Origin of the sequence: Nitrospira defluvii (assembly GCF_905220995.1) — a bacterium.
Classification (GTDB): Bacteria; Nitrospirota; Nitrospiria; order Nitrospirales; family Nitrospiraceae; genus Nitrospira_A; species Nitrospira_A defluvii_C.
This window is the reverse complement of record NZ_CAJNBJ010000002.1, coordinates 136,115-153,825: the sequence shown is the minus strand read 5'-3', so window position 1 is coordinate 153,825 and position 17,711 is coordinate 136,115. Positions and strand designations below refer to the sequence as shown.

The window sequence follows — 17,711 nt, the reverse complement described above, 5'->3', positions numbered from 1 at the left end:
ACCATGAGTCTTCGAGAATATCGGCAGAAACGGAATTTCAAGAAGACGCCTGAACCTCGCGGTCGGCTCGGGTCCGGAGGGGGCAAGGGACTGTATGTGATACAGCAGCATGCGGCAAGCCGTCTGCACTATGACTTTCGCTTGGAGTTGGATGGGACCTTGAAAAGTTGGGCCGTGCCTAAGGGACCGAGTCTCGATCCCACACAGAAGCGACTGGCCGTTCAGGTTGAAGACCACCCACTCGACTATGCACAGTTCGAAGGCCTCATTCCTGCCGGGCAATATGGCGGAGGCACGGTGCTGCTCTGGGACCGTGGTCGCTGGACTCCTCTCGAAGATCCACGTGAGGGCCTGACACACGGGCGCCTGACGTTCACGCTTCAAGGCGACAAGTTGTCCGGGGACTGGACCCTTGTCCGCATGGGGCGTGAGCGAGGCAAGGGGAAAGCGAACTGGCTCCTCATAAAGGAGCGCGACGAGTCCGCCCGGTTCGGCGGGAAGGCTGAGATCACCCGTCGTTTGACGAAGAGCGTCACGAGCGGACGATCCCTGGAGGAGATCGCTTCCGGACCCCACAAGGTATGGCAGGCCGGGCGCTCGAACCGAACGTCCGTTCGCGCAATCCCAACCGAATCATCGGACATCGCGTTGCCCACGATGGCGCGTAAAGCCCGGCAGGCATCTCGAATGGCTCCGCAACTGGCCATGCTCGTGGAGCGCGCGCCGGAGGGGGATGAGTGGATCCATGAACTGAAATTCGACGGCTACCGTATCCTCTGCCGCATCCGCGACGGCAAGGCCACCTTGTGGACCAGGAACGGTCACGAGTGGACCGCCAAACTACGGTCATTGGCCGACGCGCTTGCGGGCCTCCCGGTCGAACGCGCCTGGCTGGATGGGGAAGTGGTGGCCCTGCTGCCGGACGGTCGAGTGAGTTTCCAAGCGCTCCAGAATGCCTTTGAGTCTGGTCAGGCTGCGAATCTCGTCTACTACGTATTCGACCTCTTATATCTCAACGGGTACGACCTCCGGCCTGCGACACTGGCTGAGCGGAAGCAGTGTTTGGCTGAATTGCTCAAGGTGGAAGGCAGCGAGGGGTTGATCCGATTCAGCGCCCACATTGCCGGGCAGGGCGATGATGTGTTCGCGGAAGCCTGTCGTCGTGGCATGGAGGGTGTGATGGCGAAGCGGGCGGACGCCTCCTACTCGGGGGGGCGATCGCGCACCTGGGTGAAGGTCAAGTGTTCGAAACGGCAGGAGTTTGTCATCGGGGGATTCACCGACCCGTCAGGATCACGTCGAGCTCTTGGCGCATTGCTCCTGGGTGTCTACGATGACCATGGGACGTTGCGGTATGCTGGACGGACAGGGAGCGGGTTTTCCACCAGGTCATTGCAGGCGCTCCATCGTCGACTGTGCGCCATTGAACGCAAAGCCTCACCGTTCCAGTCGGTGCCGGCGAATGTGTCGCGCGCCAGGATCCATTGGGTTGAGCCGACGCTGGTCGCGGAAGTGTCTTTTGCAGAGTGGACGAAGGAGGGACAGCTTCGCCAGGCCTCATTCCAAGGTTTGCGCGATGATAAGCCGGCGTCCGCGGTGACGCAGGAGTCGGTGACGGAGCGAGCAACGAGTAGGGAGCGATCGATCGTCGAGCCAAGGCGCCAAGTTGCCGGGCGAAAGGCCTCCGTGGCTGCGAACATCGTGATCGAGGGAGTGCGGCTCAGCCATCCCCAGCGGATCCTGTATCCTGAGCACGCACTCACCAAAGAAGCCTTGGCGCGCTACTACGAGACGGTGAGTGACTGGATCCTGCCGCATCTGCACGGTCGACCGCTGAGCCTCGTGCGTTGTCCGGAGGGGTATCAGCAGGAATGTTTTTATCAAAAACATGCGACGGATCGTATTCCTGAGGCGATCGGTCGGGTGGAAATTCCCGGCAAAGAATCCTCGGCGCTTTACATGGTCGCCGATTCGCTGCCGGCCCTGATCGGGCTGGTACAACTTGGGGTGTTAGAACTCCACACCTGGGGGGCGATGCGCGATCGACTGGATCGGCCCGATCGTCTGGTGTTCGATCTCGACCCCGAACCGGATGTGCCTTGGAAGCTGGTAGTGGAGGCGGCCCAGCTGCTCCGGACCCTGCTTGAAGAGCTGGATCTACGCTCCTTCGTCAAAACCACCGGCGGAAAGGGACTGCATATTGTCGTGCCGATCCGTCGTACAGGGGGATGGGAGGAGGCCAGGGCGTTTTCCCAGGCCGTCGCCGAGCATCTGGCACACATGATTCCCGAACGGTTTGTCGCCACGATGTCGAAACAGCAGCGCAAGGGAAAAATATTCGTCGATTATCTGCGCAATGCAAAAGGCGCGACGGCGGTAGCCGCCTACTCCACCAGGGCTAGGCGCGGCGCTCCGGTCTCTGCGCCGTTGGCCTGGGAGGAATTATCTCCGCAGCTCCGTTCCGATCATTTTACCCTCTCGAATCTCCCGCACCGCTTGCAGCAGCTCGCCAAGGATCCCTGGCAGGACTACATGTCCAGTCGGCAGACGATCACTCGCTCCATGCTGAACCGACTCAAGCCATAGCCCTGCGATCCCTATCCCCTAGGGTGCATTGTGCGGGCACCTGGGGACTGCGCTAGTATGCTCGTCGAGGGGGTCCTGGTATCAGTGAGCATGTTCGGTTGAATTCATTCAACCGAACAATCTGAAGGGAGCCTGTCATGCATGCCACGATGACCAGCGTTGCAGGGACCACCACCGGAAGCCGGACCCACCAGCCAATGCACTGCACCCGTTGCGGCGGTTGGATGGTCCAGGAGCGTTGCATGGATATTGGCGAGAGCCTGGGGGGCTATTGGTTCTGGGGACAGCGGTGCATTCAATGTGGTGACATTGTCGATGAAGTCATCTTGCGGAACCGCCGCCTGCCTGTCCCGCCACCCCTGTTGGTAGAGGACGAAGAGCTGGGAGATCGAAAAGAGATCGTTCAGGCCGCATGATTTCCGCTGCCCCAGCAGTCTGTTGAGTCTAGGGTAGCGGAAACGCCATGGTGCTGAAGAGTGCGTTTTCCGCCTGGCGGGAATCCAGGCGGGTATGCTGCACCACGATCGGAACATTCGACTCGATGAGACTCGCATAATCCGTATCGACAGGTATGGGGGCGGGATCCGTGAGGTCGTTGAAGCGAAGATGTTTTGTTCTGCGTGCCGGGACCGTGACCCGATAGGGACCGACAGGCTCGCGATCTGCGAAATAGATGGTGATCCGGACAAGGGCCTCCTGCGGCGATGTGTTCAGGAGACAGAGGGTCTCATGGCTCGTCATCTGCGGTGCCGGTCCATGACTGTGTCGAGGAATATATCCCTCAGCGAGGGCCCATTTCATACGACCGACTCCCTCCATGTATCGTCACTCCTTTCTTCGGCTCGGCCTCATCAGACCACTTCACGAATCTTATTGAGCAACAGACTTTTCATCAAATCCCATCGGTCCTCCTGGCCTCGGGCGACCGCCTTCGCAAATTGCCAGGCTTGTTCCATCGTAATCTTGCCTGGCAGAGGCGCCTCCAGGGGATCGATCACTGCCTCCACCACCACCGGACCTGGGTGAGCAAAGGCCTGTCGATAGACGTCTCGTAAGCCAGCGGGATCCTCGACGCTGAAGCCGGTCGCTCCGCACGATCGAGCGCAGGCGGCGAAATCGATGGGCTGCAGGTCTACGCCATATTGCGGATTGCCTTCGAACGCGAGTTGTTCCCACTTGATCATGCCGAGCAGATTGTTTTTCAGGACGATGATCTTGACGGGAAGAGCATATTTGACAAGCGTCGCCAACTCACTCATCAACATGGAGAATCCGCCGTCGCCGGCGATGCAGACGATCTGTCGTTCCGGATACGCAATGCCTGCACCGAGACTGTAGGGCAGTCCGTTGGCCATGGTCGCCAGGGTGCCGGAGGCGGAAAACTGCATGGTCCCTTTCATGGCGATGTGGCGCGCCACCCATGTCGTGACCGTACCGGTGTCGCAGCAGATGATCGCATCGTCCGCCAGGAATTCATTCAGGGCTCGCACCGCCACTTGAGGTTTCATCGGCACGTCGGTTCTGCTCCCTCGTGCCTCAAGTAACGCATTCCACTCGGCCATGCGTGTCTGCATCTTCTGGAGAAACGTTCTATCGGTCTTGTGCCGGACCAGTGGAAGGAGCGCGCGAAGGACGTCCCAGCACTGGCCCACCAACCCGACCTCAGCCGGATACCGCAAGCCGATCCGGCTTGTGTCCAGATCGATCTGGACGGCCCGGGCCTGGCCGGGCTTTGGGTAGAACTCTATATATGGAAAACTGCTGCCGGCGATGATCAATGTGTCGCAGGTTTCCAACGCTTCCTGAGACGGCGCGGTCCCGAGCAGACCGATACCTCCCGTAGTCAGAGGATGGTCGTCCGGCACGACACCTTTTCCCAGCAGCGGTTTGACGATCGGCGCGGCCAGTGTGTCGGCCAGCTGGATGATCTCATCCCTGGCGCCCAAACAGCCACGTCCGGCGAGGATGGCGATCTTCGTTCCGCTGTTCAGTATCGCAGCCGCCTTCTCCAGCAGCGCGCGCGAGGGGAGCGGCAGCGGGTCACTATAGAGGTCACCGCTATGGCCGGGAACATTGGCCTTGGAGAGTTGCCCGTCGGCGGACCAGTCTTGCACGTCTTTGGGGATAGTCAGATGTGCAACGGTGCGACGAGAAATGGCCGTTTTGATGGCTTCATCCACCACGTTGCGGACATGGGCCGGTCCCATGACCCGTTCACTGTAGGCGGCCACGTCGCTGAACAGTTTGTCGAGGTTGACGTCCTGCTGATAATGCGTCCCGATGAGATCATGGAACGTGTGGCCCGTAATGGCCAGAACCGGCTGCCCGTCGCATTTGGCATCGTAGAGGCCGTTCAGGAGATGGATGCCGCCCGGTCCGGAGGTGGCCAGGCACACACCCAGCCGCCTGGTGAACTTGGCATAGCCGCAGGCGGCGAGTGCCGCTGACTCTTCATGCCGCACCAGAACCAGTGTGATCCGGTCACGGTTCGTCCGCAGCGCTTCGTAGATGCCGTTGATGCCGTCGCCAGGCAGGCTGAAGATCGTGTCGACACCCCAGTCCAGGAGTCGATCGATTAAGAGATCCGCCACGGTGGTCATAGGGCCTCCTTCCGCTGCGTTTCGGACCGAGTGGGTGTTGCGGCGTGACGGGCTAACTGCGGGAGGGCAAGTTCTTCGCCCAGGATCTTGAGGCATGCGGCGATGGGGATGGCGAGCAGCAGCCCGTAAAATCCGCCCAAGGCGCCTCCGACGAACACCACGATCAGCACGGTCACGGCGCTCATATCCATCGACTGGCTCTGCACCCATGGGGTCAGCAGCCAGCTCTCGATGAACTGCACCAACAGGTACGCCAGGGACGGCCAGACCACGATGGTCATGAGGTCGAACGTTCCGTTCTCAGCAGACAGCACATCCAGATATTTCAGCAGCACCGCCAGGGGCCAGCCGATCAACGAGGCGTAGGGAATGATGGTCAACACGCCGGTGATCAGTCCCAGCAGAAACCAGTAGCGGATGCCGGTCATGGCCCATCCAAGCGAGTAGAGCACGGCTGAACCGAGCGCGATGGTCAAGCGACCGCGAAAAAATCCGCTCACGGCCTGATCCATGCGTGTCACGATGCGGCGCACGCGGGCGCGGTAGCCGAACGGAATATAGCGCTTCAGCTGCTCAAGGCTGTGGTCGAACCGCCAGGCGAAGAAAAAGAAATAGATCGGAATGAGGATGAACGCGATGACGACATCGGTGGTCGTGCCGATCACCGTCCCCAACAGGCCGAACGCCTGGCCCGTGCCGGAGAAGATCGGCCGCAAGATCGACAAGGGGTCTTCGCGCAGACTGGTGGCGATCGTCGAGAGGTGTTCCGAGAAGTCGCCGAGACGGACGTGGTAGCGCTGCGCGATGCTTTGAAGATAACCCGGCACGCGCTCGGCAAAGGATTGGACCTGCTCCGCCAGCAACGGACCCAGCCAGGTCATCAGGCTCAGGGTGAGCACCGCAGAGAGGAACAGAATAACGGAGATGCTCACGGGGCGGGGGATATGCCAGCGTTCCTCGGCCCGCCGAATGAGCGGGTTAAACAGATAAGCCAGCAGGAGGGCGATCAGCACCGGAGTAAAGACGCCGCGCAGGTAGTAGCCGAACCAGAGGAGGAACAGCAATCCGCCGCCCCAGAGGAGATCCCGTATCGGCGTGATCTGCCAGAGATGCCGGTCCGCCGGGGCTGGCTCGACGCGCTGTATCGGCTCGGGTTGCGTCATGCGTGTGGCTAACAGGGTGGAAGAGTCCGGTGTCATGACGGTGTGCGCTCCTTCGCATGGACCGGCCGCGAGAGGGAGGGCGAGTCCTGCTGGTGCGGTCGTTCGCCTCGACGAAGTGCGGCGGCCGCCTGTTCGATCTGCGCATTGATCTCTCCGCCCAGCAGCATCACCATGCCGGTCAGGTAGAGCCACAACATGAGGACAATCACGCCGGCGATGGATCCATAGGCGGCATTGTAGTTACCGAAATGTTCGACATAGACCTTGAATCCTAGCGAGAGGGCCAGCCACAAGGAGACGGCACAGACCGAGCCGGGGGTGACCCAACGCCAGTCGTGCTCAATGTTCGGACAGATGTAATAGATGACTGCCAGTGCGAACAACATCAGCAACGTGGCGACGGGCCATTGCAGAATGTTCCAACTCAGAAGAAACAACCAACCCATCCCGACGATGTTCGCGATCCATTCCCCGATGCGCGCACCATAGAGAATCAACGTCATGGAAAGAATGATGAATCCCGCCAGGCCGATGGTCAGCAGAGAGGCGATCAGCCGCACCTTCCAATAGGGCCGAGTTTCCTTGGCTCCATACACGACGTTCAGCGCTTCCATGATGGCGGTGACGCCGCTGGACGAGGCCCAGAGGGCGCCCAATAATCCGAGTGACAGAATGTCTCCGCCGCTGCCTTGGACCACATTTTCCAGATACCGCTCCAGGAGAGACAGGGCATCGGCGGGCAGGACGGTCTGCAAATATTGCATGAGTTCCGGAAGCGTCTCCTTTAACGGAAAGAGTCCGATCAAGGCCGTGAGGAACAGCAGCGCCGGGAAGAGGGCTAGGAGAAAGTAATAGGCCAGTTGTGCCGCCCGACCGAAGATGTCGTCGCGCTGAGTTTCTTCCCATAGGCGAGCCCCGAAAGTTTTCCAGCTGAGTCCTCCGAGCTTCCAGGGGTTCCAACGCGGGGAGGGACTTGTCAGTGAGGCGGCCAATGTCAGACTCCATGTCCGCGAGAATACGTAAGCGGTCCGTTCTGCGTGCTCGTCGGATCGTCGAATTCACGAGGGATGATCGAGATGCTGCCGCTGGTCTCCAGCACGGCATATCGGATGCGATCGAGTCCGCATACGCCTTGTTCCCGAGCGGCACGTAAAATGTCCTGCAAGTCTACGCGGGCCCGTCGCATCAACTCCGTCGACGGTCGGCCCTCGTCGATGAGTACGAGGGGTTTTCCGTCGAGCCACCCTTCCAGCAGCGGTGCCCGTTGTTTGACCAGCGACAGCAGGATGTCGATCCCGACCAGCGTCAGAATGACCAGCATTCCGTTAGTGACGGAATAATCGTCTCCCAGCATGGCATTTTGCGTGGCTTCGCTGATGATCAGCAGCAGGGCCAGATCGAAGACCGTGGTTTGCGCGAGCGTTCGACGACCAGCCAGTCGAAAGACCAGCAGCAGAAACAGATACATGGTCGCGCCACGAAGTACTGCGTCCATCGTCGGGCCTACGGATAAACGAATTGCGTGAAGGTCAACCAGTCGCCCTGATTGACGCGAATGCGGCCCCTGACAGGGCCCGCCGACTTGACCGACAGAAGCAGTTTGACGATCATCGTCTTCCCCAGGACCCTAGGGAATCGAAACCGAACTCCTTCCGCCGTCCAATCCATGCGGGCCGATGCAGGCATCGGCTGGTGCAGGACGACCGCTTCGGCATAGGGCGTATCCAGCAGGATTTCGAGGGCATCAGCCGCTGGGTCGCCGGACAAGGAGACGGTCAGATACGTCAGGCGGTCGAAACGAGTCAGCCGCTCGTAGTCCAGCCTGACTGTCCCGCTGGCATCCACCATGGAAGCATCGGCCAGCGGACCTTGACCGAACAGGCCCAGCAGCGCGCCAATCAACACCAAGGTAAGCACGCCCCAGGCCAGACGTTGATAGCGCCACGCGCGCTGCTGAAAGGGCAAGTCCTGATCAATTCCCAAGCGGTCATACATGGTGTGTGGAGGTCGGCTCCTTGGTGTGCCCCTGACTGCCTCGCGACGGGTCATCGCTGTGGCGATACGTAGACGTCTCTCGTTCGCCGCGAGTGGAATCCGTTGCCGTCGGTGGCCATGTCACGCCGAGCGCGCGCGCAATGTCGGGAACCATGCGACGTGTCAGTTCGACGATCAGGCCCCGTCCAAGCTGGAGGACCATCTGTTTCGCCTCTTCCGTTTCCTGTCCGAATTCCTGTGATAGGGTGTGCCAGAGGCTTGGGTCTTCCCGGTTGCCCTGTTCACGACGTGAGGATGATGGCCCAGGATAGTAGTCATAGATGCCGTCGGCCTGTTTCGACCCTGTATCCCGTTGTGAGGAGGGCGGCATGACGGGTGATGCCTTTGCTCGAGCCGGGTAATAGGGATACACCCCATTGCGGTGATGCCGCGTTCCGCGTTCAAGGAGACCGAGTGCGTACCCGGCGCAGAGCGCGCCGCCCACAATCAGCCACGGGTGCGCCTGAATCTGGCGCGAAGGATCGATGACGGCCTTCGTTTTATCCACGAGGTCATTGACGTTCTTCGTGGTTCGATCGAGCACTCGGGTCAGTTGCATTGTGGCGTCCTCCGCGTGATGAAGGACACGTTGTTCCAACGCATCCAGTTTGTTCGCGATTGCCATTCTCGTGTGCAGGATATCTTTCAGGTCTTGGTCGAGAGCACCTGTTCTTTGATCCATCGGGCGTCTTCCTTTATGGAGTGAAGGGTGCGGAACGGCCACAAGCGGAGTGTCGACCCCAGGGATGCGGCGCTGGCCAGGAGCAGGCCTGCCATGAGCGAGCAGAGAAGCCCCACGATTCCATAACTTGTCCAGAGCGGGAGGCCCAGCCAACCATGCAGCAGATGGACGACCATCAGGAGCAGGAGCGCACTTGTCATGAACGCCATTGTGAGGCCGATCCCGAGACGAATCACAAGGCTGGTCAGTTTCTGCCGTTCCAGCTTCATCTCATCGCGAGCCAATCGCATCGTCTGGCCGATCAGTAACCGAATGTCTTCGAGAAGTCCCTGCAGCAAGGCGGCGACGGATATCGGGTGCGGATTCTCCATGTCGCGTCCTTTCTAGTCCGGCCGCGTGCGGGAGAGAAGATACCCGCATCCAAGGCCGAGCAGCAGTGCCTGCAACGGATATCGTCGAATCAGAATTTCCAGGTCCTCAACGACTCCGCCGACTCCCTGCTGCCGAACATATTGTGTGGTGCGGGCGGCAGCGGCCGCCGTCTTGTCCGCGACGTCCGTGATCCTGTCTCCCGCTTGCTTGACGGCTTGCTCGATGTCCGCATCTGGTTCCATGCTGCTCTCCTTCTCACGCATCGTGAACATTCTTCATCACGCCTGTGCTCTGTACAGAGCCTAGCGGCGCTTGCACGGTTGCTGTACTCGGCAAAGCCCTAGTCCTGTTGAGCCGCCCGCTCTCCCTCACAGGGTGGGTGAGGTCGTGCGGACGGCTTTGGCTTTCGGCACCGGCGGATAGTGCATCGCGAGTCGCATGTCCGGTCTCGTGCGTTTCCTTGGAAGGAGAAGAGCGATCGGCTTTCCGGTACGAGCCGATTGGTGCAGGGCTTCAATGATCTGCACATCGATCAGTCCCTCCACGCCGTTCGGTTCGGGTTCGCGATTCCTCCGGATGCAGGAGGCGAAATGGATCAACTGGGGCGCAAATTGATCTCCGGCTTTGAATGTCTCGACCTTGGTCTTTCCGTTGATCGTCACGGCGGCCGTCAGCCCCCCCACATATTCATAGGCCGGCTCGACGCGGACACGCCCCTTCGTGCCGATGATGTCATACATGGTTTCATCCGTCGCACCGAAGCTGCAGGTAAACGTCGCTAAACGATCGTGGGGAAAGCGCATCAGGACGGAGGCCGCTTCTTCTACTGTTTGAAAGCGGCGGTCGCCGCCGCCGACGAAAGCCGAGACTTCGATCGGTTCATCTCGAAAGAGATATCGTGCGGCGTTGATGCAATAGACCCCTATGTCATACAGTGGCCCGCCGCCGAGGTGCTGTTTCAGTCGGACATCGCCGGGACGCACCTGCTGCGTAAAGACCGAGTGAAACAACCGCAGGTCGCCGAGCGTTCCCGACTGGGCCAGCTTGATCGTCCGGAGATTGCAGGTCTCGAAGTGCAGACGGTAGGCGACCATGAGCTTGACCTTATAGCGGTCGGCGGCTCGCGTCATTGCACGGCAATCGGCAGCGGTCACCGCCATGGGCTTTTCACAGAGCACATGGATACCGGCTTTGGCGGCTCGTACCGCGAACTCGCGGTGGAGACTATTTGGGAGGGCGATGTAAACGGCATCGATCTCGCCACTACGCAGACAGGTGTCGTATGCGCGATAGGTATAGGTGTGGCGGACATCGTAGCGCTTGCTGAGCACACGACGTTTGACCGGATCGTCAGAGACGAGCGCGCTGAGGCATGCATCCGACTGTGTATGCGCGAACGCGGGTAGCACCGCAACCTGCGCAATATGTCCGAGACCGACGACTGCAAACCGAACCGGAGCGCGCTGCATATGATGAAACTCCTCTCCCTTCTGAACAGGGTGTTGACGTGAAAGATTGAACGGCCTCTATCAGCCGGCCGGTGGTCGGAGGCGCGGAAAGAGGTCCCGTTCCTCGGCCAGAAAGTGCATGCGGAGCGTCTGCATCATGACTTCGAAGAATTCGTCCAGCACCTGATCGTCATCCGTTTCGGATCCGCGTAGGTCCTCGATCATCGCTCTCACTTCCTCATGTTCCCGCACTACATGCTCGATCAGCTGATCTGCCTGGTCGCCTGGCTGGGACGCTCGATCCGCCAGGAGTGCCTCTTCTTTGTGGAGATGCTCTTCAACGAGGCCGAGGATCTGATCCACCGTGGCGTGCCGGGAATCGGGGCTGATGGCGAGATACAGTTGAAACAGCGCGAGAATCTTCCGATGGTCGTCACGCAATGTACGGATGCTGGTCTTTGGGGTCCCCGACTTCAGCTGTGTAGTTGCCATAGGTCAACCTCCCTCCCATCTCGGTTTCATGTCGGGTATCTCTGTACAGATCTAGCAGGGAGGTGACCTGACGCATACTGGGAAGGCCCCTGATCGATCATGCCGCAGGGCCAGGGCCGGCCTGGGGGCGGATTCGTCACGCCGGCCAGGCCGTGGAAGGTCAGCGGTTGGGCTGTCTCAGCATCGCTTGAGGCGGCTGAGCCTGGAGGGTCATCTGTCCTGTGGCATTGGCCGTGCCTTCAAACAAGAGAGACACGGTGATGCCTTGGGCTGTCGATCGCACCTGATCCGGCTGCTGTCGAGTGACCAGGATGTCCATCGTGAGGTCTCCGGAGCGGTGACTTCCGGTCACGGACTGCTTCAGTCGATCCACCTGAGTTGACAGGTCGATGGCCATTGCCTGCCGAAGTTTGGGCTGCAGCTCGCGGTCGACGGTCTGCCAGAATCCGAGGCGAATGGAATCGATGGCCGTTCTGGATTCATTCGCCATCTGTAAATCGGGAATCGTGAGGGATTTCCCGGTGTCGTCCAATCGCGGGGTGCCCCAATAATAAATCGTGCCCTTCAGCTCTCCGGCTGTCTCGACTGTGAGCAGCACCCGTCCGTTCGCATCGGCGGCGGTGACCTTCTCAATGACAGCCGATTCGTTGGCCGTTGAATCCAGGAAGATCGTCTGATGGAAGAGCTTGTCTTGGAGTTGATGCGAGACCTGTTGGTAAGAAAGCGGGATCTTGGCCAGCATGACATAGGGCGTATTCTCAGCGGAGGGTGGACCGGAGTTCACGAGCGCCACGGTCGGCGCAGCCTCTGAACAGGTCACCTCATAGGTGACCAAAGGCATCTGTTTCGCGGTGCCGGCAATCACCGTCTCCCGCAACGTGCCTTTTTGTTGGCTCATGACCATTTCCCGCGGGTTTCCGTAGAGGCAGGCGCGCGTGTTTAAGGAAGCGACGGGCATGGACAAGGGGCCTTCGAGCGTGTCCCAGATACGCTGAAATGGAATCCTGAACGTCTCCGGATGCACGGCTTCCGCCATGGCGGTTTTGATCTGCATCAGGCCTAACAACTCCGGTAGCTGTTCGTTGATCGCGATATTGAACATGTTGCAGCGCACATCGCTTTCCGGTTTCGTCGTGACCGCCAGATGGGTCGGCTCAAACGCAAAGGACAGCGTGTCCCGGTTCTGCACGAGCTGGAGCTCTCCACTGGCGTCCAACGTGACGTAGACCGGGTCCAGTCGGCAACCGCGGGAACTTCCACGCGCTTCGATGTCGCCCTTGTATTCAGTCCGAATCACCACCAATCCGTCCTGGATGTGGACATGGGACTCGCCGTTCCTTACGAAGGTCCATCGAAAGTCCTGCTCCAACGGGTGGCCCGTTTCCGTCAGTCGGTCCGGTACGACCATGCGGATCGCCGTTTGTATCGGCGTCAAATCCGTCTTGACCTGCACCGGCAGATGCGAGACGGGGGCTCTCGTCTCATCCTTTGCCAGTGCGGTGAAGGACGGGACCGCGCTCGTGATGGGCGGCGGCACCGGTTTCGACGCGGTCTTGGGAATGGTATGACTGCAGGCCGCTCCCGAGAGAAGGACGGCGGCGAGCACCGGAATGACGGGGATGCGACTGAGCTTCATGACATGCCTCCTTCGGTTCATCGGAGCGGCCGGACAATTTCCCGGCATCGTTACTGCGCTTGGATTTGGAGATGGTTATTCACGGTTCGCACGCCGTTCACTTCGCGCGTCAATTCGGCCACGCGCATTTTCTGCTCCGCAGATTTGACGACTCCATTCAGTGTCACCACACCACGTTCCGTATCCACATCGATTCGGGTGAAATTCGACAGGCGATCTGAAGCCAATTTTGAATGCACGGCCGCGGTGATGGACGCATCGTCAATGGTTTGGCCGGCGGTCTTGCCGGTCGTGGAGTGGCAGCCGACCAGTGTGAGTAACGTCACACCTGCGGCAATATGGATCATCGATTTCATCATGGGTGATCTCCTCTTCACACGCTGAAGCCAGCAGGTAAACGGTCGTACGGCTAGCCCCGTGTGGAGGCCGCCTCTTCCGCGGACTGCTTGGCCGTCTCGACCTTCTCGTCGACAAACTCGCGTGCTGTTCGACCTGCCTGTCGCAACGTCTGTTTTCCGGTGGCAACATATTCGTGACCTCGTTCCACAGCTTGGTCCCAAGCGGCCCGACCCTGGTCGGCGGCCTCATCGAGTTCGTCCTTGGCTTTTGACGCATAGTCTCGGAGTGTCGATCGCAATTCGGTTCCGGATTGAGGCGCCAGCAGCAGCGCAATCCCGGCCCCGATGAACGCTCCGGCCATGAATGCCGACCAGTTGGATGAATCCTCGTTATGCATAGATCGTCCTCCTCTACGTGTCTATTGTGGTGGCCATGGGTGTCGAAGGCATTGCGGCAGGAGACAGGATGTCTCTCGATGACGCGTGAGCTCAGCCTAACAGGACAGCGGGAATCTGATACTAGGCATGGCCCTAGTCGTGAATCGAGAGTTAGTCTATTCGTGGACCTGGTCGCGATGTCCTGGTGATACGTACATTCAGGTAAGATCTGATGTGCAACGGGTGTCTGCGTGGGATCACGTTACGTAGGCGAGTATGGCTCGAGAACAGGCCCCTACGCCGGTCGGCGGGTCGCAGTGATGCAAATGACGAATTGCGCTTTCGTTACGATCTCTAAGGCGAGGACTCAACCGACGGCGACTGCTCGTGAGTCCGCTACGACTCTTCGGTCAAGAGAGGGTGAACGTCGTGATGACGAGTTTCGCGAAGACGCGACTGGTGGAGGAAAGACCGGATCGGGTGTGGTGGTGCGCCCGACAGGACTTGAACCTGTAACCTTCTGATCCGTAGTCAGATGCTCTATCCATTGAGCTACGGGCGCGTATGACACTTGTGAGCCCGCCCGAAGGGGTGTTCCTTCTGAGCGGGCTCACAAGTACAGGGCTCGTTATACAGGCTTGAGGGAAGAGCGGTCAAGTCTGTTGAGCAGACATCGTTGTCAAAACAGACTTCTGCTGATCTCCCCTGAGGGCGAACTCTCGTTGCCGCTCGTATCGTATGCGGTGACGGAGAACCAATAGGTCGAACCGAGCGGCAGGGTCAATCGCGTTGACGTGACGTTGCCCACGTCGAACGACTGCGAACGGACGCCCGAGGCAGTGCCTACATAGACTCGATATCCTCTGAGGTCCGCCTCGGTATTCGCATTCCACGTCACCGTGACTGTACCAGTCGCCGTGCCGGAGGGAGGCGGCGGGGGCGGTGTGGTGGTGCTCCCGGTTGGAGAGGGAGGCGGCGGGGGCGGTGTCGTGCCACTGGCCAGGACCGAGAGCGAGACGGGGATGCGCAACGTTTGCGAGCCGTTCGGACCGCTCTCGACGATATACACGACGCCGGAATAGGTCCCGACATTCATGGACGAGGTGTTCACGGACACGGTGATGGGATCAATTTCGGTCGTGATGGTCTGGGTGCTGCCGTACGGCGGATTGAGCGAGGTCCAGGACTGGTTCGCACTGATGCTGTAGGTGCTCTGTTGCGTGCTGGACTTCTGCAAATTGAACACACCGCTGGCCGTGTTGCCCTTGGCTGCGGATAACGACAGCGCCGAAGGGAACGCCTGCAATAACGGCGTCAACGAACTGCTCGGCGGGGGCGGGGGCGGCGTCGTCGAGGGGGGCGGCGGGGGCGGCGTCGTCGAAGGCGGCGGTGGTGGAGGGGTGGTGGATGTCGGCGGCGGGGGGGGCGGAGGTGGTGTCGTGCCGCTGGCCAGGACCGAGAGCGAGACGGGGATGCGCAACGTTTGCGAGCCGTTCGGGCCGCTCTCGACGATATACACGACGCCGGAATAGGTTCCGACATTCATGGACGAGGTGTTCACGGACACGGTGATGGGATCAATTTCGGTCGTGATGGTCTGGGTGCTGCCGTACGGCGGATTGAGAGAAGTCCACCCCTGACCAGCACTGATGCTATAGGTGCTCTGTTGTGTGCTGGACTTCTGCAAATTGAACACACCGCTGGCCGTGTTGCCCTTGGCTGCGGATAACGACAGCGCCGAAGGGAACGCCTGCAATAACGGCGTCAACGAACTGCTCGGCGGGGGCGGGGGCGGCGTCGTCGAGGGGGGCGGCGGGGGCGGCGTCGTCGAAGGCGGCGGTGGTGGAGGGGTGGTGGATGTCGGCGGCGGGGGGGGCGGAGGTGGCGGCGTGCTGCCCGCTGCTGTGACGGTGGCCGTCACCGGAATACGCCACGTTGTCGACACGCCGGGTCCGGATTGTCCGATGTAGACGGTGCCTGAGTAGGTGCCTGCGGACAGTCCCATGGCCGCAGTATTGATGGTGACGGTGAGGGTGTCCGTCTCGGTGGTGATGGTCTGCGTGCTTCCGTAGGGAGGATTCAACCAGATCCAGGACTGGTTCGCGCTGATGAAATAGCTGTGCTGCGCGGTATCCGACTTTTTTAAACTCAGGGTCCCGCTGGTTGTCCCTCCCTGCGCAACGGTCAGCGACAAGGAGCTTGGGGTGAATTGAATGTTTTGTGAGAAGGCATCCGTTGTTCCAGCGACGAAGTCACAGAACCAGACGATCAGCATCACGACTATGAAAAAGCTCGACGCATGTCGTTGCACGATGCGTGGTGGATGCTGAATCGGTGTGGCGCGCTGCGACGTCATAATCGATACTCCCTTAGGTGATCGTCCTGAAATGAAAAAGCGAATCGCTTGTTCGTGAGCAACAGGCGTGCCACAAGCGACGATCCGGCGTTCTTCTTAGTTGATTGTCGGGACTGGCTCAGCGGAGTTCGGTGAGAATCCCGTCAGGATATCTGTCAGTGGCGACCCTAACGGATCGAAACCGAATAGGCAAGCAAAAATTTCACCGCTCGCTCGTAAGTTTCGTAGGGAGTTTTCCCGTAGAAATGCTCTGGGGAAAAATTTTCCCCCTGTAGGGTATCGGCACTCAAATGGACAAGATCGGATATCGCATCTGTCGACAACATGAAGAGGGTTCGTTTGGAAGACGGGGTCGGCGCGAAGCTAGGCCCAGGCAGCCTGACGGGAGGTGGAGAAAGTTGTTGACCATCCTCGACAGGTACGGTATCAGTGGGCGCGCTGTTCCGGCTGTGATACGTAGTCTCGCGCTCATGCGGGACGGCGTATCGGCCCGGACAGGAAGGGAGTGCTCCGATATGATCCCGTTTCGCGTTGTTCTCATCGCGGTATGCGCAGTCCTGTTGTGCTCGGGGCCGGATTCCGCAGGAGCCGAGGTGCCGGCGTCCCAGTCCTCCTCTATTGCTCGTATCGACCTGAAGATCTCTGAATGGTTCAGCCAGGGTGAAACGATCTGGAGCCATAACGCCTCGGGATTGGACGCCAATCTTGGAAATCCGACCTCCAAACTCAAATACAAAGATACCGGCACCAACATGACCGAGATCAGCGGGAAGGTGCAGTTGAAAAACAAGATGTTTGTGCGGGGGGTGTTCGGGTATGGGGCGGTCGGTGGAGGGCGTCTCACCGATGACGACTTTCTCAGTGCACAAGGAGCGGCCTCTCAAGGCGCGACAGTGAGCGGGGAACATCGGTTTTCCCGCACATACAGTGACATCGGCGGCGACAATGTCTGGTATTTAACCGGAGATCTCGGCGGAACTGCGTATACCTTCCAAGACAACAAGGGTAGCCTGGGGGTGTTCGCCGGGTTGCAGTATTGGCGGGAACGCCATGTGGCGACGGGAGTGACCCAGGCGGAATGTACCACGGCATCAGCGCCGAGTTCGCAATTCCGCTGCTCCCCCGTCGGCACGGTTTCGTTTCGCAATCAGGCTGTGATTACGAACACGGCTACCTGGTTCTCCGGCCGTGTCGGTGGCGAACTGGAATACAAACTCGATCCACGTGTGACGATCGAAGCCAAGGTGGCGCTGCTCTTATCGTATCTGAACAATGAGGATGTGCATCATCTTCGGACCGACCTGGCTCAGGATCCGAGTTTCAGGATGGTCGGCTTCGGCGTGGGTACCGATACGGATCTCAATCTCCGAGTCAGGATTTGGGATCGCCTCTATCTGACGGGTGGATACCGGGTCTGGTGGAATCGGGTCGTGGCAGGGGATCAGTGGAAGCTCTATGGCTCGGACGGATCCACCAGCACGGCCTCGCTGACGCAATTCCAGACGCTGAGGCACGGACCCACGGTGGGACTCACCTATACCTTCTAGCTCTCAAACTCACGGTCTCCCCTCACGTGGCCGTCGGCCTGTTCACAATCGCGGCGTTCGTCTCTCAGTCGTACCAACG

The 17,711-nt window shown here is 59.8% G+C and carries 18 protein-coding genes and 1 tRNA gene; 3 read left to right on the top strand and 16 right to left on the bottom strand.

Going from position 1 to position 17,711, the window contains the following annotated elements:
• The first annotated feature begins 3 nt into the window (after nucleotides 1–3).
• Complete coding sequence (ligD, locus tag KJA79_RS08160) at nucleotides 4–2,586, top strand: DNA ligase D (RefSeq protein ID WP_213041542.1); 2,583 nt, start codon at nucleotides 4–6, stop codon at nucleotides 2,584–2,586.
• Nucleotides 2,587–2,828: 242 nt separating this feature from the next.
• Nucleotides 2,829–3,002, top strand: coding sequence for a hypothetical protein (locus KJA79_RS08155; protein ID WP_213041541.1), 174 nt, complete (start codon nucleotides 2,829–2,831; stop codon nucleotides 3,000–3,002).
• A 28-nt stretch (nucleotides 3,003–3,030) separates the two neighbouring features.
• Here KJA79_RS08155 and KJA79_RS08150 read toward each other — a convergent pair whose 3' ends face one another.
• The 16 genes from KJA79_RS08150 to KJA79_RS08075 all read right to left on the bottom strand — a co-directional run bounded on the left by KJA79_RS08150 (nucleotide 3,031) and on the right by KJA79_RS08075 (nucleotide 16,085).
• A complete protein-coding gene (locus KJA79_RS08150) occupies nucleotides 3,031–3,405 on the bottom strand; it encodes a sensory rhodopsin transducer (protein ID WP_343224242.1) in 375 nt (124 codons plus the stop codon).
• Between the two features lie 32 nt (nucleotides 3,406–3,437).
• The gene (locus KJA79_RS08145) at nucleotides 3,438–5,186 is read right to left on the bottom strand and encodes a thiamine pyrophosphate-dependent enzyme (protein WP_213041539.1); all 1,749 of its coding nucleotides are present in this window, start codon (nucleotides 5,184–5,186) and stop codon (nucleotides 3,438–3,440) included.
• Nucleotides 5,183–6,385 carry an AI-2E family transporter gene (locus tag KJA79_RS08140; RefSeq protein ID WP_213041538.1) on the bottom strand — a complete coding sequence of 401 codons (1,203 nt, stop codon included), beginning with the start codon at nucleotides 6,383–6,385 and terminating at the stop codon, nucleotides 5,183–5,185. Before KJA79_RS08140 ends, KJA79_RS08145 begins: the two co-directional genes overlap by 4 nt.
• Nucleotides 6,382–7,341 carry a YihY/virulence factor BrkB family protein gene (locus tag KJA79_RS08135; RefSeq protein ID WP_213041537.1) on the bottom strand — a complete coding sequence of 320 codons (960 nt, stop codon included), beginning with the start codon at nucleotides 7,339–7,341 and terminating at the stop codon, nucleotides 6,382–6,384. The genes KJA79_RS08140 and KJA79_RS08135 overlap by 4 nt, the downstream gene beginning before the upstream one ends.
• Nucleotides 7,342–7,343: 2 nt before the next feature.
• The gene (locus KJA79_RS08130; RefSeq protein ID WP_213041536.1) at nucleotides 7,344–7,844 is read right to left on the bottom strand and encodes a DUF421 domain-containing protein; all 501 of its coding nucleotides are present in this window, start codon (nucleotides 7,842–7,844) and stop codon (nucleotides 7,344–7,346) included.
• An 8-nt stretch (nucleotides 7,845–7,852) separates the two neighbouring features.
• The gene (locus tag KJA79_RS08125) at nucleotides 7,853–8,344 is read right to left on the bottom strand and encodes a hypothetical protein (RefSeq protein WP_213041535.1); all 492 of its coding nucleotides are present in this window, start codon (nucleotides 8,342–8,344) and stop codon (nucleotides 7,853–7,855) included.
• Nucleotides 8,337–9,065, bottom strand: coding sequence for a hypothetical protein (locus KJA79_RS08120; RefSeq protein WP_213041534.1), 729 nt, complete (start codon nucleotides 9,063–9,065; stop codon nucleotides 8,337–8,339). The genes KJA79_RS08125 and KJA79_RS08120 overlap by 8 nt, the downstream gene beginning before the upstream one ends.
• A complete protein-coding gene (locus KJA79_RS08115) occupies nucleotides 9,029–9,436 on the bottom strand; it encodes a phage holin family protein (protein WP_213041533.1) in 408 nt (135 codons plus the stop codon). The genes KJA79_RS08120 and KJA79_RS08115 overlap by 37 nt, the downstream gene beginning before the upstream one ends.
• Before the next feature lie 12 nt (nucleotides 9,437–9,448).
• Nucleotides 9,449–9,679 carry a hypothetical protein gene (locus KJA79_RS08110; RefSeq protein ID WP_213041532.1) on the bottom strand — a complete coding sequence of 77 codons (231 nt, stop codon included), beginning with the start codon at nucleotides 9,677–9,679 and terminating at the stop codon, nucleotides 9,449–9,451.
• A gap of 126 nt (nucleotides 9,680–9,805) precedes the next feature.
• Nucleotides 9,806–10,906: a Gfo/Idh/MocA family protein gene (locus KJA79_RS08105; protein WP_213041531.1), complete on the bottom strand. Its 1,101-nt coding sequence runs from the start codon at nucleotides 10,904–10,906 to the stop codon at nucleotides 9,806–9,808.
• A 60-nt stretch (nucleotides 10,907–10,966) separates the two neighbouring features.
• A complete protein-coding gene (locus KJA79_RS08100; protein ID WP_213041530.1) occupies nucleotides 10,967–11,377 on the bottom strand; it encodes a hemerythrin domain-containing protein in 411 nt (136 codons plus the stop codon).
• 160 nt (nucleotides 11,378–11,537) lie between these two features.
• Nucleotides 11,538–13,013, bottom strand: a complete 1,476-nt coding sequence (locus tag KJA79_RS08095; protein ID WP_213041529.1) for a DUF4403 family protein — start codon at nucleotides 13,011–13,013, stop codon at nucleotides 11,538–11,540.
• Nucleotides 13,014–13,063: 50 nt separating this feature from the next.
• A complete protein-coding gene (locus KJA79_RS08090) occupies nucleotides 13,064–13,372 on the bottom strand; it encodes a BON domain-containing protein (RefSeq protein ID WP_213041528.1) in 309 nt (102 codons plus the stop codon).
• A gap of 50 nt (nucleotides 13,373–13,422) precedes the next feature.
• Entirely contained in the window at nucleotides 13,423–13,749 is a 327-nt protein-coding gene (locus KJA79_RS08085) for a YtxH domain-containing protein (RefSeq protein ID WP_213041527.1), read from the bottom strand.
• A 466-nt stretch (nucleotides 13,750–14,215) separates the two neighbouring features.
• A tRNA-Arg gene (locus KJA79_RS08080) sits at nucleotides 14,216–14,291 on the bottom strand.
• A gap of 117 nt (nucleotides 14,292–14,408) precedes the next feature.
• A complete protein-coding gene (locus KJA79_RS08075; protein WP_213041526.1) occupies nucleotides 14,409–16,085 on the bottom strand; it encodes a BACON domain-containing protein in 1,677 nt (558 codons plus the stop codon).
• A 515-nt stretch (nucleotides 16,086–16,600) separates the two neighbouring features.
• Here KJA79_RS08075 and KJA79_RS08070 point away from each other — a divergent pair.
• Complete coding sequence (locus KJA79_RS08070) at nucleotides 16,601–17,632, top strand: hypothetical protein (RefSeq protein WP_213041525.1); 1,032 nt, start codon at nucleotides 16,601–16,603, stop codon at nucleotides 17,630–17,632.
• Nucleotides 17,633–17,711: the final 79 nt, after the last annotated feature.